The sequence below is a fragment of the Xenorhabdus siamensis genome, assembly GCF_037996745.1.
In the GTDB taxonomy this organism is placed as follows: Bacteria; Pseudomonadota; Gammaproteobacteria; order Enterobacterales; family Enterobacteriaceae; genus Xenorhabdus; species Xenorhabdus indica.
Genome location: NZ_JBBMXE010000013.1, coordinates 20,847 through 44,740 on the forward strand (window position 1 = coordinate 20,847; position 23,894 = coordinate 44,740).

General features: G+C 48.3%; 15 protein-coding genes and 5 pseudogenes. 11 read left to right on the forward strand and 9 right to left on the reverse strand.

Going from position 1 to position 23,894, the window contains the following annotated elements; all coding sequences use genetic code 11:
- Positions 1-2: 2 nt before the first annotated feature.
- Positions 3-893 (reverse strand): annotated as a pseudogene (locus tag AAC852_RS13720) (MFS transporter); the annotation flags it as partial.
- 825 nt (positions 894-1,718) lie between these two features.
- Between AAC852_RS13720 and AAC852_RS20035 the strand changes: the two are divergent.
- Positions 1,719-1,853, forward strand: a pseudogene (locus AAC852_RS20035) (transposase); the annotation flags it as partial.
- On the opposite strand, the gene AAC852_RS13725 reads toward AAC852_RS20035, so the two are convergent.
- A complete protein-coding gene (locus AAC852_RS13725) occupies positions 1,831-1,965 on the reverse strand; it encodes a hypothetical protein (protein WP_340621504.1) in 135 nt (44 codons plus the stop codon). The pseudogene AAC852_RS20035 and the gene AAC852_RS13725 sit on opposite strands and share 23 nt — an antisense overlap.
- A 16-nt stretch (positions 1,966-1,981) precedes the next feature.
- Positions 1,982-3,151: an IS701 family transposase gene (locus AAC852_RS13730; RefSeq protein ID WP_340621505.1), complete on the reverse strand. Its 1,170-nt coding sequence runs from the start codon at positions 3,149-3,151 to the stop codon at positions 1,982-1,984.
- Between the two features lie 181 nt (positions 3,152-3,332).
- On the opposite strand from AAC852_RS13730, the pseudogene AAC852_RS13735 reads away from it, so the two are divergent.
- The 10 genes and pseudogenes from AAC852_RS13735 (at position 3,333) to AAC852_RS13780 (ending at position 11,125) form a co-directional block, all read left to right on the forward strand.
- Positions 3,333-4,062: pseudogene (locus tag AAC852_RS13735) on the forward strand (IS5 family transposase).
- A 130-nt stretch (positions 4,063-4,192) separates the two neighbouring features.
- Positions 4,193-4,716: pseudogene (locus AAC852_RS20040) on the forward strand (IS701 family transposase); the annotation flags it as partial.
- 455 nt (positions 4,717-5,171) lie between these two features.
- Positions 5,172-5,378 (forward strand): hypothetical protein, encoded by a 207-nt coding sequence (locus AAC852_RS13745; RefSeq protein ID WP_340621534.1) that lies wholly within the window; start codon positions 5,172-5,174, stop codon positions 5,376-5,378.
- Complete coding sequence (locus AAC852_RS13750) at positions 5,329-5,772, forward strand: antirestriction protein (protein WP_340621506.1); 444 nt, start codon at positions 5,329-5,331, stop codon at positions 5,770-5,772. Before AAC852_RS13745 ends, AAC852_RS13750 begins: the two co-directional genes overlap by 50 nt.
- Positions 5,762-6,223, forward strand: a complete 462-nt coding sequence (locus AAC852_RS13755; protein ID WP_340621507.1) for an antirestriction protein — start codon at positions 5,762-5,764, stop codon at positions 6,221-6,223. Before AAC852_RS13750 ends, AAC852_RS13755 begins: the two co-directional genes overlap by 11 nt.
- Before the next feature lie 122 nt (positions 6,224-6,345).
- Positions 6,346-6,888, forward strand: a complete 543-nt coding sequence (locus AAC852_RS13760; RefSeq protein WP_340621508.1) for a hypothetical protein — start codon at positions 6,346-6,348, stop codon at positions 6,886-6,888.
- Positions 6,889-7,267: 379 nt separating this feature from the next.
- A pseudogene (locus tag AAC852_RS13765) lies at positions 7,268-8,191 on the forward strand (DUF1281 domain-containing protein).
- Between the two features lie 108 nt (positions 8,192-8,299).
- On the forward strand, positions 8,300-8,983 hold the full coding sequence (locus AAC852_RS13770) for an N-6 DNA methylase (RefSeq protein ID WP_340621509.1): 684 nt from the start codon (positions 8,300-8,302) through the stop codon (positions 8,981-8,983).
- Positions 8,984-9,154: 171 nt separating this feature from the next.
- A complete protein-coding gene (locus tag AAC852_RS13775) occupies positions 9,155-10,042 on the forward strand; it encodes a TraI domain-containing protein (RefSeq protein WP_340621510.1) in 888 nt (295 codons plus the stop codon).
- Positions 10,043-10,249: 207 nt separating this feature from the next.
- Complete coding sequence (locus AAC852_RS13780; protein ID WP_340621511.1) at positions 10,250-11,125, forward strand: site-specific integrase; 876 nt, start codon at positions 10,250-10,252, stop codon at positions 11,123-11,125.
- Between the two features lie 41 nt (positions 11,126-11,166).
- Here the strand turns inward: AAC852_RS13780 and AAC852_RS13785 are convergent, their stop codons facing one another.
- The 6 genes from AAC852_RS13785 to AAC852_RS13810 form a co-directional block, all read right to left on the reverse strand.
- A complete protein-coding gene (locus AAC852_RS13785) occupies positions 11,167-11,634 on the reverse strand; it encodes a phage integrase N-terminal domain-containing protein (protein ID WP_340621512.1) in 468 nt (155 codons plus the stop codon).
- 223 nt (positions 11,635-11,857) lie between these two features.
- Positions 11,858-12,061 carry a hypothetical protein gene (locus AAC852_RS13790; protein ID WP_340621513.1) on the reverse strand — a complete coding sequence of 68 codons (204 nt, stop codon included), beginning with the start codon at positions 12,059-12,061 and terminating at the stop codon, positions 11,858-11,860.
- 505 nt (positions 12,062-12,566) lie between these two features.
- Complete coding sequence (locus tag AAC852_RS13795; protein WP_340621514.1) at positions 12,567-18,917, reverse strand: S8 family serine peptidase; 6,351 nt, start codon at positions 18,915-18,917, stop codon at positions 12,567-12,569.
- Positions 18,918-18,968: 51 nt separating this feature from the next.
- Positions 18,969-19,553, reverse strand: a complete 585-nt coding sequence (locus tag AAC852_RS13800) for a DUF5625 family protein (protein ID WP_047683964.1) — start codon at positions 19,551-19,553, stop codon at positions 18,969-18,971.
- A 120-nt stretch (positions 19,554-19,673) separates the two neighbouring features.
- Complete coding sequence (locus AAC852_RS13805) at positions 19,674-21,089, reverse strand: HlyD family type I secretion periplasmic adaptor subunit (RefSeq protein ID WP_340621515.1); 1,416 nt, start codon at positions 21,087-21,089, stop codon at positions 19,674-19,676.
- Between the two features lie 95 nt (positions 21,090-21,184).
- Complete coding sequence (locus tag AAC852_RS13810; RefSeq protein ID WP_340621516.1) at positions 21,185-23,320, reverse strand: type I secretion system permease/ATPase; 2,136 nt, start codon at positions 23,318-23,320, stop codon at positions 21,185-21,187.
- Between the last annotated feature and the right edge of the window lie 574 nt (positions 23,321-23,894).

The window sequence follows — 23,894 nt, forward strand, 5'->3', positions numbered from 1 at the left end:
TTTTATTCCTTGTTAGTTATAATTGCTAGTTTTTTATATCCAAATAAATAAATTGCATTACCTACAAGAGCAACAATCGTGATAATCATTGCCACTTTCATAGGCTCATGTTGAGATATATAACCAATAAAAAGTGAAGCTAATCCTGCACTACCTAATTGCAATGTTCCCATCACACCGGAAGTGGTTCCTGCGACTTGAGTATTAGTGGAAATTGCCGATGCTGTACCAAGCGGAAGCAAAAAACCATTACCAAAAGTTAATGTCGATACTGTCAATATTGAAGTTAATAATGGGCAAGGGCTTAAAAGCATTTGTACTGTAAAAGCAATACTTCCAGTGGTAAAAAATATATAGCCATAATGAATTGTTTTTTCTATACTCCGGCGACCCATTAATTTCTTAGCGGTAATATTACCTAATACATAACTAAAAGACAGCGTGATATAACTGTAACCAATGTATTTTTCTGGTAACCCCATAGTTGTAAGAATAAAAGGTGATTCTATCAGATAAGAAAAATATGCCGTGTAAGCAAAACAAGGTATCGAAGCATAGTAAAGAAATTTTCTATTTATAAAAACATTATAAATATTATTAAATACGCATCCAACATTCAACTTTTGACGCTTTTCTATTGGTAATGATTCTTTCAATACTAATAAACACAATATAATAATGATAGTTATAAATAAAATAAGGAATAAAAAACAAGCTTTCCAGCCATAGTGTTCGTTTAATAATCCACCGATCATTGGTGCCACTGCTGGTGACATTCCCACGAAAGGAAAAATTATCAGATACAAATTAGCTGCCTCTTCTTTACCCATTAAATCATTAATGATGGCGCGACTTAATGTAATACCAGCACAAGCTCCTATTCCTTGAAGTAAACGTAATAGTAACTATTTAATGTTAGTCGGAAGATAAATATTAAAAACACATTCATAAAATGAATTATATCTCACTTTTAAAGACTAAAGTTACCACCTTAAAAATTTATGATAAAACTATCCCAAATTAGTATATGAAAAACCATTTTCTATATTATCATCTAAAATTTAATTTTATTAATTAATGATTTATGGGCCAAATATATAAGAACCTTTACTCACCCCAAAAAACACAAAAACAAAATCACATCAAATTTAAAAAATAAATAAGTTAATAAAATGCAATTCCCAGAATAAACATCTAAAAAATAATAAAAAATCAATCAGAATTTAACTGGTAATAAAAATAATATCTGTTTTTATTATTTAAAATAGTTAATATTACAAAATTAATATTTTTAAAATTAAAAGTAAATAATATTATCTCAAATGCAATAATAACAAATAATATATAAAAAACAAATAAATCCAACATCACGTATTCAATTCGTCGATTTTCGTTAAATATAATATTCTCGAAAGCTGACTTACCAGCATGAATCATGAAGGCAGGCTGACCTTTCATACTTCAGGGAATCTCTAAAAACTTTCCACAGCTACAAAATTGAGTGAAATATAGACACAGCACATCTCTGCAAGGTAGCGCTGTCATGATACCGCCTGTAGTGACATGATAATTCCGGACACCTCAAAAGCCCGTTAATGTTAATCAAATGACAATAAGGTGTGACAATGAAAGTGAAACTCACCAAACGCCACTATTCAGCTGAATTTAAGCTGGAAGCGGTTCAATAGGTTACTCTCCATCAACAACGGGCTGTCGATGTCGCCCGTTCATTGGGGATCAATACCAGTACGCTGGAAAAATGGGTTCGCCAGTATAACGCTGGTCAGGAAAGTACTGACGCCCGAACAACGCTAGATACAAGCCTTAGTACTACAGTCGTAACTGTTCCATGATCAGATATTCCTCTCGGCGGCGATAATGGCATTGTTGGGCGCGATACTGATGTCGTCGTCGCCAGTCTGACCAAAATAAAATCTGTTCTTTCGTTTCTCCTGCCTTTTCCATCAGTTTTGACAGCAGCTTACGCAGTTCCGCTACACTCAGGGCTATCAGTCCCGCCGGCGTTTTTTTTCTCCTGTATCCGCAAAACCGCCAGAACCGCATGCGCCAATAATGACAACGTAATATGCCGATACCCACTGTGCCACTGCCGGACTTCGTCATGATCCAGACCGCATTCCCCTTTTGTTTCCTCAAAACCGCTTTCGATTTCCCAGCGATGTCCGGCCACCTGAATCAACGTTTTAAGAACGGCCTGCTCTTTAAGAGCATAGACAACATAGTAGGCCCGTTCCTGCTTCTCATCCCGGTTACGCCGGATCAGCAGATAATGGCCATAACGCCGTTCCTCTTCACTCACTTGCAAGCGCCAGAGCGGGATCCGTGCCCAGTCATACCAACGTTCGCCTTTTGTTCCCAGCCCGGCTGACTGTTTTTCCCAGTCGTCAGCGGTCAGACTGGCTGCAATGGTGTCTGCTCGGGTGTAGTGCGGTGTTTGCCACCAGAGGCGCTCATTTTTGGGGATCGCTAAGACAAACGGTTGATGCTGAGATTCCAGCCAGCATCGCAAGCGACGATCCTGTCCATAGACCGCATCAGCGGTGACCCAGCGACAGGGGATATTGGCCTTGAATGCGCGCGCCAGCATGTGCCGGGCGAGTTGGGGTTTCGTCGCAAAACTGACCGAGTCAGGCATGCCGGCGGCGTCACAGCGGGGGCGATCCGCCGTCCACTGTTTAGGCAGATATAAAGCCTGGTCAATGAAGGCATGACCGCCGTTGCCGGCGTAACACAGGAAAACCCCTATCTGACTATTTTCAATCCGTCCCGCCGTTCCACTATACTGACGCTGCACGCCGGCAGAATGCGTCCCTTTTTTGATAAAACCGGTTTCATCGATAATGAGGATACCTTGCTCATCCCCCAAATGTGCGGTGACATAATCACGTAAGATATCGCGGGCGGCTTCAGCATCCCAATGGGCCCGTTCCAGAAAATATTGAATGCCATCCGGTGAGCGTTCACCCAGCCATTCAGCCAGTTGCCAGCCGTTTTTACGTTCAACATCGCTGAGTAACCCACGAAGATACGCCAGACAACGTTGCTGAGAACTGGCAGAGCAAAATAGTGGGAGCAGACGGGAATGAGCCCGCAAAAGCTCCTGTTCCCAGAGATTGACAGGTGAGGCCAAGGGCACCTCCCTTAGGATGAGGAAGAAAGAAGATAGCTATCATGACACAATGTGGGCTACGACTGTAGTATTAGAGCTTGTTCAGAGTCTTTACTAAAACCCATTGAACCCTGATAATTTACGGATGAGAAAAGGCTACCCAAGTGACATCACCCGAGAGTAGTTTGAACGAAAACTTCCTTTGTTTGAACAAGCCCGTAAACGAACGGCACCTCGTAAAATCGAACTTTACGAGGTTTTTTGTGCCATCCTCTACTTGCTGAAAAGTGGATGTCAATGGCGCATGCTGCCATCTGATTTTCCCAAATGGCGCACTGTCCATTATTACTATCAGATTTGGAGTGAACCCAGTGAATCCGGTAGTCTTCTGGAGCAGGCTTTAAAAAAATCAGGTACAAAAGGCCAGACAAAAAACAGGCCGTGATGCGCTGAGCACATTTTTAATTGTTGATGCACAAAGTGTGAAGAACAGCGATACAGCCCAGTGTAAAGGTTATGATGCGGGGAAAAAGATCTAGGGAATAAAACGGCACCTTGTGGTAGATAGCCAAGGATTTCCCCATGCAGTGGCCGTGACGACAGCCAATGTGACTGATCGGGAAGGGGCACTGGATGCGTTAGCTGAACATCACCGTCAACTGGCACGAGTCAAATGTCTTATGACCGATGGTGGTTATACGGGAGATGCGTTTGCTCTGGCGGTCAAATTGCTGTGTGGTGCATCTGTTAAAATTGCCAAACACTCTGAATTACAGGCATTTGTTGTGCTCCCCAAACGTTGGGTCGTTGAGCGCTCATTCGGCTGGTTAGAGAAGTACAGACGACTTTGGAAGAACTGTGAACGGAAACTCAATACCAGTTTACAAATGATCAATTTAGCCTTTTTGGTTATCTTATTGAAAAGACTCTGAACAGGCTCTTAGAAAAACAGGGAAAACGCCTAGAAATGGAAAAAGACATCCTAAAGCAGGCGGCCGGTCGACACGGAGCGTCTGCAGTTGCGTATCCGGGTTCGTGAACTAACTCCCAGCTTGCCCTGCAGATGCTGGTGTCCCTTGTAGATGAGTGAACGCCGATACGGTTTATAGTCAAGACCGTCGCCTGCGATACTGGCTGGAGTCTCGGTATCAACCGTTTGTATTAGCGATCCCCAAGCGGACGTGATTGCAACCAGTCTGACGCCCGACGATTGGGAAACCCAGTCTGCGTAGCTAGGGACAAAGGGAGAGCGTTGGTATGACTGGGCACAGGCCCCGCTCTGGCGTTTGCAGATAAGTGAAGAAGAACGGCGTTATAATTATTATCTGCTGGTCCGGAGTAGCCGGGATGAAAAGCAAGAACGGGCTTACTATGTGGTGTATGCCCGCAGAGATCAGGCTGACCTCAAGATACAGGTTCAGGCGGTTGGATATCGTTGGGAAATTGAGAGCGGTTTTGAGGAGACAAAAGGTGAGTGTGGGCTGGATCACTACGAAGTCCGGCAGTGGCAAAGTTGGTACCGGCATATTACGCTGTCGTTATTGGCCCATGCGGTTCTGGCTGTTTTGAGGATACAGGAGAAAAAAACACCGGAGGGGCTGATAGCCCTGAGCGTATCGGAACTGCGTACACTGCTATCAAAACTGATGAAAAAGACAAGGGAAACCGTCGAACAGATTTTATCTTGGCCAGACTGACGGTGGCGACATCAATACCGCGCACAACAATGTCATTATAGTCGCCGGGATAACCCTCTTATTCCAGAGCCATTACGATTGTAGTACTAACACACAATGGGGCATAAACGTGTTAGACCACATGGCCTGAATGGGTCACCGCGTATTGACAGGCTCTCTCTGACGCCCAAAAATTCCGTCGTACTCCTGACCTTATTTTTTGTCCCGGAAATGAATTACCCATTGACCTGAGGATTTCTGTTTATTAGCGTAGTCAGACTTATCCATGATCCGGTCGCTTATGAGGATCACCTTCGGGAAGCGACATAAACACTCCCGTAGCCTGCAAGGGAGTGCACTACGGTGTGGTACATCTGCGCCCCTTTGGAAGCAGATATCGTCAGTCTGATGACGATGAAGGTCGCTTAATCTCATCCATAATGGCCAACCGGCCAGTCACCCAACGGGGAACACATTTCCCATTGGGTCAGGTGTTCTCCGTTGTTTTATCAGGAGCATACCATGCAACAACATACCCCCCCAGCCACGGTGCACACTGTGTCCCCGGCTGAACGCTCCCCTTTTGCTGACATTTTTCCGCACACCGGTTCACTGGAGCTGCTGCTGGAGCACACGTTCATTAAAGCTGCTGCCGGGCTGTGTGACGATGACCGGTGTGACCGATGGCAGTACCGGAAAGTGTCAGACCGCATCGCCTATATCGTGCCGATGCGGCCGGATTCCTCTGGGGTCAATGTGAGTACGACGGACTTTAAAGGTGAAGTCTCCGCCGATGCCTTTGGGCTGATGGTGACCCTGAGCGTATTGGGTTACCTGACTGACCTGATGAAGCTGGACGGATATGCTGAGCGGTTTTGCGCCCTGCGTGAATATGCGCGGCAACATCCTCAGGCTCAATGTATCCGGGCGGCCCTGGGTTTAAAGGGAGAACGTGATGCCGGATAATGAACTGATGCTGCTGGACAGTCTGGCCCTGTCGGTCGTGTTTCCCGACAAAACGCCACTGGAACGGTTGTTTCTGGGATTCCTGCTGGCGAATACCGCCTCACAGTTGTGTGGTGAATATCGTCCTGAGCAATGGCGCAGCCGGAACGTGTCTGGATCCCTGACGTATATGATCCCCACCGTGGCAAAAACCTATTCGGTTTATCTGCCGGAGACGACACTGACGGCCACGTTATCTGCGGATGCGTTTGGTCTGGCTGTCACCGCGATTGTGTTTGCCCGTATTGCTGAGTTAAATGAACCGAATGACGATGCGTTCCGGTTCTGCGAACTACGCGAATACGCGCTGCACCACCCGGAAACCGGGCTGCTGCGTGCGGTACTGGCGATGCAGCCCAAAGAGGAAATCATCAGCTCGTCACTTATCCATAACAACCATCATCATCACTGACGTTATCAGCCCATGAGGTTGTTAACCCTTTTCTTTAGCGCCTGACCGGGGAGCCGACAACACCTTCCTGTTACCGGGCGGGTGTTGTCTTTTATTGAACTCAAATCAAGGAGAGCCACACCATGAACCCGATTTTTTTACCTGCGCCGGAGAGCACGACACCGGCGTCGCAGGAAGCTATTTTTACCGTACAGGTCACCGGCCTGATACAGCATCCCCAACGACCTCAATCGCTGCGGGAGGAAACTCTGACCGTGTGTGAGACCGACTCGGTCACTGAAGCGGTACAGCGGTTGAAAGTGATCCATCTTTTGGGTGACTGGCCGGTATCGGAAATGCCCTCAGCTCAGTGCCGGCGGGCTTTTTTTCCACTCACGGTGATGATTTATGACGCCCAAGATAACAAGGTGCTCGGTGGCCGCTTTTATGACGAGATTGTCTGGGCACAGCCGGTCACCGTGACATCAGAGCGTTTATCACTGGTGCAGAAACAACAGCGCTTGTGTCAGTCGGCCACGTTTGAGCTGAGCTGGCAGAATACCGGGGCGGCGCGTGTCCTGTGGCATGAGGCGAATTTACTCTCCCTGCATGTGGTATCGCCGCGTTATCAGCATCATCATGAAGTGCAGGATATTCTCCGGCACAGCACAACCCTCAGCGTTTAAAGGTGGGGTATCACCCAGGAACCTTTACGTTTAACGGTCTGGCAGATGATTGCCGCCGCGCGGCTGAAACGCCATTCTGGCCTGAGCCTGAGCGATACGGTGACCGAACTTATCGCTCACGGTGTCAGACCATCCGAAGCCATTAATGACTGAGTGGATAAATACGATTTAACCCGACTGGACGCGTCGGCAATGACGCCCGGTACACCGTATCCGGGGGTGCATGATGAACTGACGGTCATTGTCGACAGTCAGGTTGCCGATATCTTCAGACGGGATTTCAACTGACACTTTTCTTCAATCACCCATCGGGGGAACTGACTCCCGTGGGGGAACAGTTTCTCCGGTTTTTAAACTTAAAAATCAAAGGAACTTAACCATGGCAGAATGGGTCACTAATCAACTGGAAGTTACGGGCAAATCCGTGTGTCTCGATGTGATGCAGCAATAGGTCTGCGGAGAAGAAGTTCCCCGTTACCGTCAGGCGGTATTACAGAGCCTGCGCCTGTTTCTGGCCGGCTGTGCGGGGATATTAAAACCCACCAAGCCCCTCATTTACACACCGTATCCGGAACTGATTCGGGGAACGGCAGCGCCGACCGCGCAGAATCTGGCGTTTGAGCAATGGTTGGTGTTGTTACAGGACAATGTGCCGTTAAACAGCGACAACATTAAACGTATCGATAACCTGTACCGTCAGTCGGGTCTCAGCCTGCTGCGCTGGGAGCATGTCCCGGTGCCGGCGCGTGACATCATTGCCCGCCTGCTGACCCGCCAGTATACCGACTGGTTTGGCATGGTGAGCTGGTCTGAGACGCCGGATATCAGCGTGTGCTGGGATAAACTGAATACGTACCCGGCAACGGCACAACCCTGCGATATGTTGATGATGATGCCGACCCGGCTGGCCTGTGAGATTAACGGTCACAGTGGCTTGCTGAAAGGCATCGCCAGTACCGTGCAGTTTTACGGCGAGCAATACGGCCTGGAGTGGCCGTTCGGCCATCATGTCCGCTGGGAACGACGCCATGTCAGCAGTCTGACGGTGCGGTTTGATACCCCGTGGGCAGCGCCGTCAGCCGAACTGATGGGCGAACTGCCCTCGGTGTTTGACTGTGAAATCCGCCACTGGTACAGCGAACCGTCAGGCCAGCTTAAAGGTTACGATTGTTATGATCAGGGTGAGCACGTAGACAGTGGCTACGAGCAGTCAGGACGGGAGAACCGTCCGGCCCTGTATCTGGTTGACGGAGATAAAACCGACATGCCACGGGCCTTACCGGCGATGGCCGTCGGGCAGTAATTTTTTGTTCAACGCAGTATCCACTTATCTTGACTTCAACTGAAAGGGGAAACACATTCTCCTTCCGGGGTGTGTTTTCCTTTTTGACTCTTATCAGGAAAACACGCTATGGCTTCTCGTTCTGACTACCAAAAAGACTTTATTTCGCTGTTTAAACAAACCGCCCGTTACCGTAATCGTTATCGGGTTTTTCAGGATTTTTGCAACTGTGCGATGGCGGCCATTCATAATAAATACTGTTTTAGTGAGGAGCTGGAGCAGTTCTATCTGAAAACCATCAATAAGTACGAACGGGAAGATATTGACCGGATTGTGGAACTTTTCTCAACTACCGTGTTGGCACTGGCGGAAGAACCCGGTGATTTTCTCGGCAGTGTGTTTATGCAGTTGGAACTGGGCAATAAGGGACTTCAGCAGTTTTTTACCCCCTGGAGTGTGGCCAGAGTCATGGCAAAATTGCAGTTGAATGAGGTGTCTGACTTGTTGCAGACCCAACCCTTTGTCACCTTCCACGAACCTTGCTGTGGTGCGGCCTGTATGATGCTGGCGGCTGCCGAGGTACTAAGGGAGCAGGGACATGATCCGTTGTCCAGTATGTGGGTGTCTGCGATTGATATCGACCCGCTGGCGGCGGTGATGGCGTATATCCAGCTTTCCCTGACCGGTATTCCGGCGGCGGTCACGATCGGTGATGTGCTGAATGATCCCGGCAGCCAACGGACACGCTATACACCAGCCCATTATCTGGGCAACTGGTCGCAACGTTTGCAGGCCTATGAACACGCGGCCTGATTTCTATTTTCATCTTCTTTATTATTTCACTACTGCGCCTTTCGGGGCGCTTTTTTATGTTTAAGGGTAAGTCATACAAACAATTTTCATTTTCGCAAAAAGAGTTTCGCCTTGTTTCCGAGTGGGATTGACCGACACTGAGCTAAATTTGAACCCAAAGAGGAAAAGCCCATGTTGGAACGTTTTAAATCCCATTTTGCCCGCCCGTCTGTGACAGCATCAGAATCATCCGGACAACAAGCGGAACCCCTTCGCGACAACCGGGGGTATTTCCAGCCACAGTCAGCGGAAGCGTTGCTGGCAACCTCAGAACGTGGTCAGGCTCTCCGGCAACTGTGGGAAAACAGTGCGCTGCCCGCCGGATTGTATCAGCAGTTTTATCTGGATCCGCTCCGGCAATTATGCGCCCGTGTGCAGCATATTCCTGCCACACAGGAAGGCGTCTGGTCTTATCGTGGTGGGTTTATAGATTTGACACTGCAATTTACTGCCTGTGCTGTGCGGCTGGCGAAAGGACACATGCTGCCACCCGGAGTGGCACCGGAAACTCAGGCCGCACAGAGCTTGTTGTGGCAGGCAGTGGTATTCTGGGCCGCGTTGTTTTACCACCTGCCGCTGTTGCGGCAACTGGAAGGTGAACTGGATGATGGACACCCCTGGCTGCCGGGGGTGTGGGTGCCAGTACGCCGTTTCCGCTTCCGGTTTCATGCCTCACTGTCTGAGCTGCCTGTTTCTCATAAAACGCTGCTGGCTGCCCGTTTGTTACCGGAGGAAGCGGTCACCTGGCTGTCTTTAGTGCTCGGTGCGTGGCAATGTCTGATGTTGCATCTTGGTGGGTCTCCTTCTTCTGTTCCGTTGACGGATTTACTGCTTCAGTCAGCAGCTGAGCAGGTGAAATCGCCATTGCTGAAGCCGGTTGAATCTGCTGAAGCGAGGGCGGCTACCGCTCATCCATCGCCTGCTCCGGTTACTCCGTTTGTCACACCGATAACCGTCCCTGCGTCCGACACCCGTGATGATACCCGGACATTACTGTCACTGTTTCAGACAGAGGAGTGAACTTTTGGTGTGAAATAATACAAATGATAACAATAACGATTTGAAATTGTTCAAACGCCCCGTATCAGCGTCAGAATGCCTTGTTTCAGCAATGTACAAAAGGTCATTATATGAAAAATAAAATAATTCAACGTGTTAATTAATTTTTAGTTTATTAACAGGACGTGGCTGTACCGGGACACAACTTGACACACTAAGGAAACCATCATGTTCAATAATGAGGAAAAAATGGGTTGGGATGAATTACTGGAAGAATACTTTTTCTCGCATATGCTGCGACCGGCTACGGAGTGGAGTTATTGCAAGGTGACCCACCTGTGGGCGATTTTTAATTTCGTGATGGAAAGAAAACTGCTGCCGCTCACTGAAAACCCGTTTAACGAGGCGGCGGTGAAAAAAGAGAAGAAGACAAAGAAAATTCTGAGTAAATCCCAGATAACCCGCCTCTATTTGCTGATGGGACAGTATGAGGAAGAGGAGAGCAGGCAGGTGACTCCCCGGGGAGGGCGCTGTGCGTTGTACCCGACCGGCTATTGGCTGACGGTACTGGATACATTTCGACTGACAGGAATGCGCCAGAATCAGCTATTGCACCTGCGGTTGCGGGATATCAATCTGGACAGCAATTATATTGTTCTGCGGGTCGAAGGTAGTAAAAACCACAGTGAATGGCGGATACCGATGATCCGGCAGCTTAAACCCCGCTTGGCGAAACTGGTTGAACAGGCAAAAGCCTGCGGGGCGAAAGACGATGATCCGCTGTTTGATTTAAGTCGTCTGGATTTGCACGCTCATGGACGGATGAGCCGTTACCGGTATGATCACGATAAAGAAAGGCAGCATATCCGTTCGTTCTTCAACCGGTTGTCGAAAGAGTGTGGTTTTGCCGTTTCCCCTCACCGTTTTCGTCATACACTGGCCACTGAGCTGATGAAAGCACCGGATCGTAATTTGCAGCTGGTCAGGTGTTTGCTGGGGCATCGTAGTCTGGCAACCACCCTGGAATATATTGATATCGATATGGAAATCGCGGGTAAAACGCTGGAGAATGAACTGGCGATATATCTGGATATTTCGGTGTAAGGATATCAGGGAAAAAAAGACAGGGCAGGCCTCAGACAGGATTAGGAGGTGGAGGTCTTAGTGAACGGCCCTGCATCAATATCGATGGTATGAAAAATGGCTAATACCGATCCGGCATCACGTTCAAGCGCTTTCTGATAGATAACCTGAAATATGGCATCAGGGATCGCCTGCTTCGTCCCGGCGCGGCTGGTTCCGCTTAGTCCCAATGCCCGATTGCTTAAACGCGGCGAGGTTTCCAGTTTATTCCGGCCTGCCATGCGGAAAATATTACGCAGTGCGGACATTTCATTTTGCACCGTTCGTTTAGCAATACCTTGAGACAAACGAGCATCAACGTAATGTTCTACATGCCTGGCTTTCAAATGGCTGAGACTTTTCACCTGAATATTCAGGCTCAACAACAATGTGCCCAAACGCCCCGCGATCCGAATGCGGTCATGACAGGTTTTGTGGCTGCCGCCCCCCTGCCGGGCAAAAAACTTTAATTCTTTAATCAATCGGCTCATCGGCTTCCCCTTACTGATACCTGACAATATGCGAACTCTGGCGCGCGACAATGTGGGCAAAACAGGAAATGACTGCTTTGCCCTTGACGGATATCTGTGCGCCAGAGTGAACGCAAGTTGAGGTATTGCGGGGTATCGGTTGAGTACGCAGTACTGCCGCCTGTGTTAACAGGTCATCCCCACCGGCAAAAAGCCAGCCTCGATATCGCCAATTTCTCCTTTTTCAATCTAAAAATGCAGTGTCAGATTCACTGAGTGGTGAAGCAGGCGTGAGCCTGTCAGGATTGTGATGTTCTTTGGCTGCGGCGTCACTTTCAGCGATAAATCCGCAAAAAGTGACGCCTTGAGTTCTGTGAACAGTCAGCAAAAGTTGTGTAAGCGTTGAAATGCCCGCAGCATAGACAAACGCCGCAAGGTTCGGAGTCAAACGGTAGTTATGAGTTAATCATTTGCGTGTGGAAACTTATCCGCTGAATAATTCAAGCTGGGATAGTAAGAAGTATGAACAGGATGCGCGAAAGTCATCCTATTATCCATTGAAGATAAATGAAAATGTGATCTGGTACTGATACGAAAAGTCAGTGCATGAACCAACGTCCAACACACTTCGGAGACAAGATAAAAACACCTTTTGGGTATATTTTTAGTTTAAGGAACCTTCATCACCAGACAAGGGGTTTATGTCTGACAATATCTGCTTCCAAAAGTGCGCAGATGTACCGCATTGTATGCACTCCCTTTCAGGCTACGAGAGTTTTGTTTCGCCGCTTAACGCTGATCCTTGCAAACGATGGGATCGTTTTAGTTACAGCTCCATACATTATCTATTGGATTGAAGCGAGTCAAATGTTTGTTCAAAGTAGAACAACACAATTTTTACCAGCTAGTAAGATGCCCGCGATGATTATCGCGGGCGCTATTACCCATTACATTTAGTGCCAGTTGGCAGCCAGTACAGGTTGCAGCCGTTGTTGCTCGGCATCGCTGAGCATTGAGGTGGCAGGTGCTGGCGGCGCGAATGCAGCCATGGCCTGAACAAGGTGTTCAACCTCACTATCCATCAAGCGATGACCATCACCGACCATAATGCTTGCTGGTCGTTCAGGAGAACTGGCATACCAATTATGCAGCGTGACCTCCTGTTTGCTGCCAATGACCGAAATCTGCAAATCCTGCCCGGCATGCTGGAATCTCAGATCATCAAGACTGATATCCTTTCCTAACACCAATTTGCCCATATCACCGCTAAATTCTAACTTATTGAATCCATGCCCGACTTCTACAGTCGACATAGTACCACTGGTCAAAATATTGTTATTACCATCACCAACTTTTACCATCGACATAGTACCGTTAGCAATGATATGGTTATTACCACTTCCTACTTCTATTTTAGACATAGTACTACTGGACTCGATATTGTTATCGCCATTTCCGGCTATTAGTTTGCCAACATTGCCGGTAATGATGTTATTACCATCACCTAACGTGATATCGGCATCTCGTCCTATTACATTGATTTTATTATCACCACGCCCAGCGACTAGTTTATCAACATTGCCGGTAATGATGTTATTACCATCACCTAGCGTGATATCGGCTCTATGTCCTGTCACATTGATCTTATTGTCACCATATCCAACTGTTAGTTTATCAACATTACCGATAATTGTGTTGTTACCATTACCTAGAGTGATATTGGAACCATTTCCCGTTACATTAACCTTATTATCGCCATTTCCAGCAACAACTTTATTAAGGTGAGCTTCCACAATGATCGTTTTACTCTCATCTCCCAACGTAACTTCAGCAAAGGTATCTTTGACTATGATAGCATTGGGGTCAGTGATTATTGGTGTAGGCTCTACTACTGGATCAGTTTTCGGAATACTAGGTGTTGGCTGAATAATTGGCCCTAGGTCAATAGGAGGAACGGTGATCGGTTTCCAGTCAGGAATAGTAATCGGTTTCCAATCAGGAATAGTAATTGGCTTCCGATGAATATCAATAGAAGGTATGCTCGGCGTCAATGGATCCGGCACTGTAATAGTTGATGTATCAGGAGATTGCGGCACGACTGGTTTGACCGTGGGTACCAAGTCTGGTGCATGTTCCGCAAAAATGAAGTCGGCTGCATCTATCTGTGAAACATCCAGAGTATCGAGATAAAGCAGTTCCACTTTTGAATCAGCGCCGTTTGCCCCATTAAACGTGATGTTAACGCCATGAATCTGTGATAACCCATTGATCGTACCACGATTGCTTTTAGTGATAGAAAGTTGACTAAAGTCAGTGACGCCAACTTGACGCAGATCGATCTTATCGATACCGTGGCGGAATCCACGTAATGCGTTTCTGTAATTGCTAGCACCTGGTTGGGCTGCTACAACGAAAACGTCTGATGTTGCACTATCATGGCTATAAATAGTCCCATCCAGGCTAAATTTCATCTGACCCTGAGCATCAGTACTGAACAAGACTCTATTGCCTCCGCCATTAAGGATAACTGTTCCCAGGCCTTCTTGTGGTTGGTGCGTTGAGGTGTCACTACTGGTGTAGGTCATTGGCGCGATAAAGGAATCTTGGAATTTGAAATTCTCAGCACTAATTCCAGTGATTTGCTGATTTTTCAGGGTAATATTCTGGTTATTACCCAGATCAACCTTAACATCATCCCCCTGTTGAGTTATTAGCAAGTCAGCAAAGGTTTTTCCACGAAATCCGACCAGATCGATGATTTCGCCACGGGCGGCCTCGAAATTACTGATAATATCGCTGCCAGCTTCACGGCGGTGAACTACAAAGAAGTCCTTACCCGCACCGCCAATTAGCGTGTTGTTTCCACGCCCACCATCTAGCAAGGCATCAGTATTACCTGCAACCAGCGTATCGTTGCCATCACCGGTGACAATGTTATGAATGCCTGACGGATCCTTGATAGTTAACGCGGCACCGCCAATGCTGGCAACACCGGTTTGCAAGTTGACCGAGGTATCGCGTGAAACCGCCGCCGCATTGAGGGTATTACGCCCACCCGCCACGCCATTAACTGCATCATCCAGTACCGCACGGTTGGCTTGCCCGACCACCGACTGGATATATTCGTCGGTGTAAAAGTAAGTATTATCCGGTGTACTCTTGCTGCCGTACAAACGGAGTGACCAGGCATTGAGTGTGGCTGGCAGGCCCGCATTTGCACTGGTGACTTGTAGTGTCCAGTTACCCGCTGAGTTTTCACCAAAATCATGGGTCGACATAAAGCTGTACTTGAACGTTCCCGACTGGCTGCTACCCATATCATCCGCACTCGCGCCCGGCAGGCCATCTGGAACCTTGCCCTGACGATTGAGTAATATACTTTGAGTGCCATCAGGAGAGATCAGTTTGAGCGTCAAATCGCCAAGACGACCCACTTCGGCGTCAAAATCAATTTCGATATGTTCGATATTCAGACCGGCATTCATTGCAATGGAGGATGTCAGTGTTTCACCCGCAGCCAGGGTTTTGCCAAGCGCACCGCTGGATGCGCTATAAACATACTCGTTGGCTGCCGTGCTTTGCGTCATCCAGGACTCGGCCAGGCGAACAGCGGCTCGTGCATCGACGGCGCCAAATCCATAATCATTACTGGTGTGCATGCCGCCGCCGTTCCAGTGATGGGCGCTATTGTCGCTCCATTCGGTGGATGGGTCATTGACCTTGCGAGCAGATAGCGCAAGGATCTGCTGCACGTCACGATAGCCCAGGTTAGGGTTAGCCTCAAGCATCAGTGCAACAATGCCAGAGACGATCGGTGCGGCAAAGCTGGTGCCTTGCATACTGGTGTAGTCATTGCCGAAGGTCGAGCCACGGTCAGTTTTCAGCATATGGCTGGTTGATACCACATTGCTGCCTGGCGCTGAAACCAGCAGACTGGCACCCGGATTCGAGAAGGGTGAAGAACCAATCTGCAAGGTTGATAAGTCACCTTGTGCGTTAATCGCACCAACTTGTACAGAAAAACGGTTGTTACTGGTCAGTGACCCTTGGGCATTGCCGCCGGCTTCTCGATTGTTACCACCCGCCGCCACGATGACGGTACCCAATCCGCCACGGCCATTAGCCGCTGCGTACTGGGCATTCAGGCTCAGCGATGCAGCGGTATTGACGGAACCATCCTGAAAATTACTGAGCGCGAAATCGTTAGTGAATCCCCAGCTATTGTTAGCAATGTCAAAACTGACCATATGCCCCAGTCCCGCAAGGTCGGCTCCATCATTAGCCAAATAATAGCCACCCAATGTAGCGCCATGGGCAACCCCTACACCACCTATATCGTTCTGCGTGGCAACCATTACACCCGCCACCATCGTCGCATGATTGGAAACCACGTTTGGCAAGGTGCCATTGGCCTGTTGAGTTTGCAGCCAGGCTTTGTCAACATTCGCGGCAAGATCGGGATGAGCGATATCAAAGATTTCTGGCCCGGTGGCGAACTTGCCGCCCGGTTCGAACTGACCGATACGCACGCCTTTGCCGGTATAGTCTTTCCAAACCGGTAAGATGTTGGCATCGCTCAGATACCATTGCTGGGCAGCCAGTGGATCGAGCGGGACTTCCGGCGTCAGTAAGGTAGCAACGGCACGCATTGGTGCGGTTTCCCCGCTGCTCAGATCTACTACCGAGGCTGAAGGATTACCGGCTGCATCAGTTACACCATATTTGAAGCTAATTACGCCAGTGTAATCGGCATCCGGCGTAAACAAGACATCGCCCTGGGCGGTGAGACTGACCGTACCGCCTATCGCATCCCCGACATTGGCAATGCGCAGGGCACCCTGGCTGTTGAGGTGTTGATCATTGGCCAGCAGGCTCTCTGCGGAAATCAGATGAGGCTGGGTACGAGAAAAGGCTTTGCCGTCCTTGTCGTGGGTGAGGACATCCTCAACAGGCATCGCATTGGGGATTTGTAAATCCACCGCCGAAATATCTGCGAAATTAAGTTTTTGGATATTTTTCAGCGTCACTGTGCCATCACGCCCGGCGACCTTGTCGGTCACGATATATCCGTTGTCGGTACGGGTGATTTGGTAGTCGCCGTGGTTGCCGTGCAGGGTAACGATGTTAACCCCCCCATCGCCATCAATTGTGGCATTACCGTGGCCCACTTCGATAACGTCGTCACTTACACCGCCAAAAATCGTATCGTCTCCGCCACCGGCATGAATGATGCTGCCTCCTTTGGAGGCGTAGATTATGTCGCCCTGGGGTCCCGCATAGATAACCGACTTGCCACTGCCACCAATGATGGTGTTATGGCCGCTGCCGCCGACCAAAACGTCGTTACCCATTCCGCCGACCAGAACAGAATCACCGGAGCCGCCTTTAATAAAGACACCGTTGGCACCACCACTTCTGATGACATCACTGCCCCCGCCACCCTGGGCAACAGTTAAACCAGCCTCAGCCATGTTCAGCTCGACGCCTTTGTTGCCAACAATGAGCGCTGTATCATATCCCCCATTGCCATGAATGTTTTTCGTATCGTCAGAAGCGCTGATAACAAAAACGTCATCACCAGCACCGCCAATATAAGTATTGCTTCCTTCTCCCCCAACCAACCAGCTGCCGGTTTTTGCTGCAATCAGGGTATCATTACTGCTGCCACCATACAGATTGCTCACACCCAGTTGCTCTGTATTCAGAGTTTCACTGGTTTCACTCTGGCTGGCGTAAGCTGTGGTTGTGATATTGTTGTGGCTCGAAGTCAAGTGCAAGCCAGATCCTTGGGTACTGAGGATATTGCTGACGGGATCACCGAGGAAATCAACCGCCAGCATTTCACGGGTTTCCCCATTGATAGTAAAAGACCCACTAGCTACAACTTTATTCCCATCACGTACTTCGGCTTTATCTGAGGAGCGAACGTTAATCTGAGTAATACCCAGTTCAGCCAGTGTCTTTAGCTCGCCCGCATCGACTTTCGCATCATGTGAACCATCAATCCAAACCCGTAATTGGCTCCAGATCGGATCGTGCTCATCAATCATTCCATCTTTATTGGCATCTTCACTGGCTAAAGCTCCGAAACCATCCTTGAATTTCTTCTCGCCAGCGGCACCATTAATTCCGGTTTTGCCACTGTAGTATTCGGAGAACATTTGACTGGCATTTTTTATTTGCCCACTCCCATCATCAATCACCAGTATTCCGGTGTTACTACCTATCCAGCCGGTACGCTTGAGTGTTCCGCTGTTATCCATGTCGAACAATACGCCGTCACGGATATCAGTCATGTGTACGCCATTACCGCTCAGATCCAATAGCAGCGGGTCAACATATGTGTTGAACGTTGTCATCGCTGATAGACCGTTCAACGTGGCGGCGTTACGCAGGTCGAAGTTCAGCCTGCTGGTATCACCAGGTTGGTAAAAAGGTTTATAGAAATCAGACAGATAGGTATTAGGCCGAACATTGGGGTCAAGCTGCATTTCACCAGGACGAATGCCTCCGGTGGCAAGACCAGCCATCTGGGTTGAAGTGAAGTCTGTTTTATTGAGAATATCCCCGATGACAGATATTTTGTGTGTCGCCGCATTTTGGATATAACCGTTGGCAACATCTTGCCGAGCTTGGTTTTCTCCCAGAATATGTTTTTGGGGCTGTGGAGAGGAATTGATATCAATATTAATCAAGTTGGTGGACGGTCCCGGAACACGCTTACCCTCATCTGGGGTCAACCATAACGTTTTCGTGACATCTCTTGCGTCATGATACTCATAATATTGACCATCACGAACCAGATGGTTACTAATGATTTCAGCCCCATTAAATTTTAACATATTATTCAAAGGAATAATGTTATTCACGGGAACCAGATTTCCTTGCATGCCATGCGTATTGTATCCAATAGATGTTAATGAAAAAAACACGAAATCGACGCAACTGTTGGTCACAACATGGTATTCTGCTTTCCTGAATCCCCCAACTTTATCCGGATTTTCTGAAAAGTCGATTAACCTCTTGCCCTGAGTCTCAGTCAACGCGACGGAAACTTCATACACCGTTTGTTTATAGGCGACATTATCATGCCGCGTGACCCGCCCTTTGCCCCACGGTTCACCAAGCTCTGACTCAAAACCGTAACTTTGTTCATTTCCGTTCCCGTCATTTATCACATACCACATATGACCGGCGGATGAAGGATGTACATCTCCCGCTTTGTTCTTTCCCTTATTTTCCTGATAAACATACTCAGCCCCCCTCGGAGCAACTTTATAGGTTACAGAGTATTTCTTTTCCATACTTATTATTTCCTCTATTTGTTATTTCTCTTTGTTTTTTTCCTGCATAAATCAAATCTTCGGATCGTAATAAGTGAACAGTACAAAACTCTCAATGCCATCAAATGCAGGGACATTTTCCAGAGTAGTAATAACCGCAAAGTAATGTCCTGGGGGTAATGAAAATGACTTAATATTCCGTATGGCCGCATTTACAGATTTTTCTTCATAATAGAAACCCAGCCCTCCATCATTTCCTCCTGCATTTATTTTCTCGTCAAAAAAAATCTTTTCATCTTTAACGAGATGGAGTGAAACTGGAGTTATTACGCCGTCATCATCAATACTTCCGTAAAATTTACTCCCAAATAATCGAAGTCGTCTTAACATTTCGTCATAGTCATTCCCTTTATCAAACAGCAAAGCAAACTGATACCCCCCCTCCTGAGGAATTTCAAAATCAAAAGTCACTGATTGACCGGCCTTGGTGACATCAATGGGTTTGTGTATTGCTTCTGCATACTGATGGCAACCGCTTAACCCCGAGACAAACCCGTTACAACGCACCAGTCCGGTAAAGCCTAAAAAAAAGAGGATTAACCAGCCACAAACTAAAAAGATAAGGAGATAGCCCCAGTGCCGAGGTAATACCTTCATTTTGTTGCTCCCAATAGAGTAAGATGACAAAAAGTCTCAATAATCACTTATCCCTCCTCAGGAAAACGGTAAAAATAACGCGCTGAGTCCGACATAAAGCACCTCATGCGCCTTCGGTTTTTATCGCTCCCTCAAACTTTCATCAATATGCTGTCGCAGCGGGCTTAAGAAGTAATCAATCACCCGACGCTGATCGGTTTTTATTTCTGCCGTGATCGACATGCCCGGAGACAACGCAACTCGCTGTCCATTGACCAGCAAGTGATCCGACTTCAGACGAATACGGGTGCTATAAATAAGCCCACGCTTTTCATCTTCAATGGCATCGTTCGACACGCTCAGCACTTCACCGTCAACGGTGCCGTACTTGGTGAAATTAAAGGTTTCCACTTTAACGGTGACCGATTGACCAATATGTACGAACCCCACATCCTTGTTTTCCAGCATGGCTTCCACTTCTATCGGTTGGTTTGCGGGGACGATGACCATTAGCGGCTGAGCCGGTGTCACCACACCACCGACGGTATGGATAGCCAGTTGTTGAACGGTGCCGGCCACCGGTGCCTTGAGGCTGGTCAGGTTTTCCTGATGGAGGGCTTTTGCCAGTTCCTGATTCAGGATCGCCGCTTTCTGGTTGGCTTCCTGCTGTAAGTCGAGCATGGCGCGGCGATTTTGCGCAACAACCGCTTCACGCCGACGCCGTGCCTCTTCTTGGGCAGCGGTGTTCTGCAAGACACTGGCCTGCTGCACGCTTAACTGACGTTGCAGATCCAGCCGGGCTTGCTCTTTTTCCAGATACGCATGTCGCGACACATACTGTTTCGTCAATAACCGTTGGTAGTCCTCGGCCAATCGCGTAGCGATCGGCAACGTTTTTTGCAGGCTGGTTACCTGGGCCTGGGCAGACTGGATTTCGGCGCTGCGTTGACGGATCTCTGCATCCACCAACTCCAGATTGCTACGGTATTCCTGATATTGCCCTTGAAGCCAACTCTGGGCACTGAGCACCTGATCTGGGTTGGCGTTGGAAATCGTTCCTGCCAGCGACGCCGGCGGCTGTTGTTGATTGATCGCATCAAGCATGGCTGTGCTGCGTGCACTATCGATACGGGCGGCCAGTAACTCGCTCTGGATCCGGCTGACATCAGCATTCGCCGCCGTCGGGTCGAGTTCGATCAACAACTCACCCACTTTCACCGCCTGACCGTCATTGACATGGATCGCTCTGACTACCGCCGTTTCGCTGGGTTGAATCAGCTTGGTTTTGCCATTGGGAACGACCTTGCCCGGTGCGACCGCTACCACCTCGATTTTACCGATGCAGGCCCAGAGCACTGCCAATAAAGCGAAGCCCATGATGCTCCAGATGAAAATCCTTGGTGCTGGGTGAACCGGCGTTTCCTGCAACTCCAACGCCGTTGGTAAAAACTGTAATTCATGAGGAAGACGCGGCGGCGTATCCATGTTTTTACGCTGGCGCCAGGCCTGACGCCATATGCTGCGATAGCGCTGCAATAAAGAAAGAGTGGCACTCATACGAAATTATTTTCCTTGAGTCGAGGTGTATTTGTCTTGATCACGTCTGCCCCTGGTGACGTTATTAGCCAGTATCATCGACGAAATCTTCATCTTCAGCCTTGCTGCATTTGGTACAGCCGTGAATAGTGGCTGTCCTGACGCGCCAGTAATTCGGCATGGGCGCCCTGTTCAACGATCTGCCCACGCTCCATCACAATGATACGATGGGCGTCGCGCACCGCTGACAATCGATGGGCGATAATGATGACTGTACGTCCCTTGCAAATGCTCTGCATGTTCTGCTGAACTACCCGTTCAGATTCGTAATCCAGTGCACTGGTTGCTTCGTCGAAAATCAAAATACGGGGATCACCGATCAAAGCACGGGCAATCGCTACCCGTTGCCGCTGGCCGCCCGACAATGACGCACCGTGCTCACCCACTATCGTGTCGTAACCTTCCGGCAGCTCAAGGATGAACTCATGGGCTCCTGCCATTTTTGCGGCGTGCATAACCACTTCGAGTGGCGTTCCCGGGTCACTCAAAGCGATATTTTCACGAATGCTGCGGTTGAATAGCATATTGTCCTGCAACACGACGCCAATTTGCCGGCGCAACGAGGAGACATCAGCTAATGCCAAATCCATGCTATCGACCATCACCCGCCCGCGCTCCGGCACATAGAGCCGCTGCAACAGGCGAGTCAGGGTACTTTTGCCTGAGCCTGAGCGGCCAACCACACCAATAATTTCTCCGGCACCAATGCTCAGGTTAACGCCACTCAGCACCTCAGAGCCGTCGGGACGATAGCGAAAATGCACCTGTTCGAATGTAATCTGCCCTTTAAGTGGCGGTACTGTACTCCGTGTAGACTGAGATAATTCAGTATGGGAATTGAGGATGTCTCCCAGACGCTGCACCGAAACGCCGGTTTGCTGGAAGCTGGTCCATAGCTGAGCCAGACGCATAATAGGACCGCTGACACGGCCAGCCAGCATATTAAATGCGATCAGTTCTCCCACCGACAGTTGCCCTTCTATCACAAGGCGGGCACCCAGCCAGAGTGTGGCAACCGTGACAAGTTTGCCGATAAGCGAAACACTTTCATTAACGAGGGTCGATAAGATCTGGGTTTTGAAACCCGCGGCCACATAAGCCGCCATCTGGTTATCCCATTTGCGGATGATTTGTGGTTCAACCGACATTGATTTCAGGGTATCAATGCCGTTTACCGTTTCAACAAGAAATGCCTGATTTTCCGCATTGCGTGTGAAGCTGTCCTGTAACCGCTTACGTAAAAGCGGGGTGATTAAAGCCGAAACCAGGGCATAGAGCGGCAAAGACACCAACACAATGAGGGTCAGCCAGCCACTGTAAAAGAGCATGACCAAAATGAAGACTAAGGAAAAAAAGACATCAATCATCAGCGTAATGGCATTGCCGGTGAGGAAACTACGAATGTTTTCCAGTTCGCGTACACGTGCAACAGAATCACCGACGCGCCTGGCCTGAAAATAAGCCAGCGGTAAATTGATTAAATGCCGAAACAGACCCGAACCCAATTCCACATCAATCCGGCTGGTCGTATGGGCAAACACATAGCTACGCAGGCCACTCAAAGCCGATTCGAATAGCATAATGCCCAAAAGCCCTGCCGCGACAACATCCAATGTTGTCAGGCCGTGGTGTACCAGCACTTTGTCCATGACCACCTGAAAGAACAACGGTGTCACCAGGGCAAACAACTGCAAGGCAAAAGACCCCAGCAAAACTTCACCCAGCAACCTACGGTATTTGACGATAGCCGGGATAAACCAGGTGAAATCAAAACGTGAAGATTCACCAGATACACTATTACCCGAGCGCACGAGTATCAGTTGCCCAGTCCAGCGTTGCTCAAGTTCCTCGAAACTGACAACCTCAGCACGAGCTGAACTCGGAACCTGAATTAAAGCTTGTTCCTGATCGACCTTGGCTAAAATGAAAAACTTTCCCTCCCGGTCAATAGCAATAGCAGGTAATGGTGTGTGTTCAAGTCTGGCAGGTGTGGTGCGCACAGCCTTGGCTTTCAGCCCCGATTTCCGTGCAGCCAGCAGCAACTCCTGCTGGGTCACCCCCTGTTTAGCGGCAGAGAATTCATGTGAAAGTTGTTCGATTGAGATGGCTATGTTGTGAAACCTGGCCAACATGGCCAGACAAATCAGGCCGGTATCCAGTTCCGGGGAAAAATTCGGCGACTCAGTGCTCATTTATTCTTTTTTCCGTATTGCGTATGTGACTATCTTACAAACTAAAAACATTACGTAATGTAATGGTTGCAGATTAGGCATTATTAATTAGTGATATAGATATATTCAATGAAATTTATGTATATAGAATGAAAATTAAAATATTCAGTAGGTTTAACTGTCTACAGTGACTAAATGATAATTAATTAACTTTTAATAAACACATTAATACCATTACTTGGCATATTTGTCTGAAATAAAATAAAATTAAATAAAAACATCAATATATGGCGCATTGACAAGAGAGTTAAAAATTAACAATATAAATTAAATTTATTTTTAGTAAGGAATGGGAAGGTTGAACGGTATTGATGTCTGTTTTTCTAAATGGAACAAGGTGCGTTAGCCTGTTCCACAGCGTATTGAATAAATGATTATTTTTATTTGAGTAATCTCCTTTGTATCATCATCTGCCAGAGAAGACAGATTGATGGCCCGGCCAGCCCTAAGTTCGGCTTCAACTGACGCGCTGCGCTTGTCTTCTCCGTGTTCCCGGGCTAATACATTAACCCGGGAACACGGAGAGCTGGAAAAA

Coding starts and splice junctions, on each gene's coding strand:
- AAC852_RS13725 (WP_340621504.1), bottom strand. CDS start 1,965: ATGGAAAAGGCAGGAGAAACGAAAGAACAGATTTTATTTTGGTCAGAC.
- AAC852_RS13750 (WP_340621506.1), top strand. CDS start 5,329: ATGCAACAACATACCCCCCCAGCCACGGTGCACACTGTGTCCCCGGCT.
- AAC852_RS13755 (WP_340621507.1), top strand. CDS start 5,762: ATGCCGGATAATGAACTGATGCTGCTGGACAGTCTGGCCCTGTCGGTC.
- AAC852_RS13760 (WP_340621508.1), top strand. CDS start 6,346: ATGAACCCGATTTTTTTACCTGCGCCGGAGAGCACGACACCGGCGTCG.
- AAC852_RS13770 (WP_340621509.1), top strand. CDS start 8,300: ATGGCTTCTCGTTCTGACTACCAAAAAGACTTTATTTCGCTGTTTAAA.
- AAC852_RS13775 (WP_340621510.1), top strand. CDS start 9,155: ATGTTGGAACGTTTTAAATCCCATTTTGCCCGCCCGTCTGTGACAGCA.
- AAC852_RS13780 (WP_340621511.1), top strand. CDS start 10,250: ATGTTCAATAATGAGGAAAAAATGGGTTGGGATGAATTACTGGAAGAA.
- AAC852_RS13785 (WP_340621512.1), bottom strand. CDS start 11,634: ATGAGCCGATTGATTAAAGAATTAAAGTTTTTTGCCCGGCAGGGGGGC.
- AAC852_RS13795 (WP_340621514.1), bottom strand. CDS start 18,917: ATGGAAAAGAAATACTCTGTAACCTATAAAGTTGCTCCGAGGGGGGCT.
- AAC852_RS13800 (WP_047683964.1), bottom strand. CDS start 19,553: ATGAAGGTATTACCTCGGCACTGGGGCTATCTCCTTATCTTTTTAGTT.
- AAC852_RS13805 (WP_340621515.1), bottom strand. CDS start 21,089: ATGAGTGCCACTCTTTCTTTATTGCAGCGCTATCGCAGCATATGGCGT.
- AAC852_RS13810 (WP_340621516.1), bottom strand. CDS start 23,320: ATGAGCACTGAGTCGCCGAATTTTTCCCCGGAACTGGATACCGGCCTG.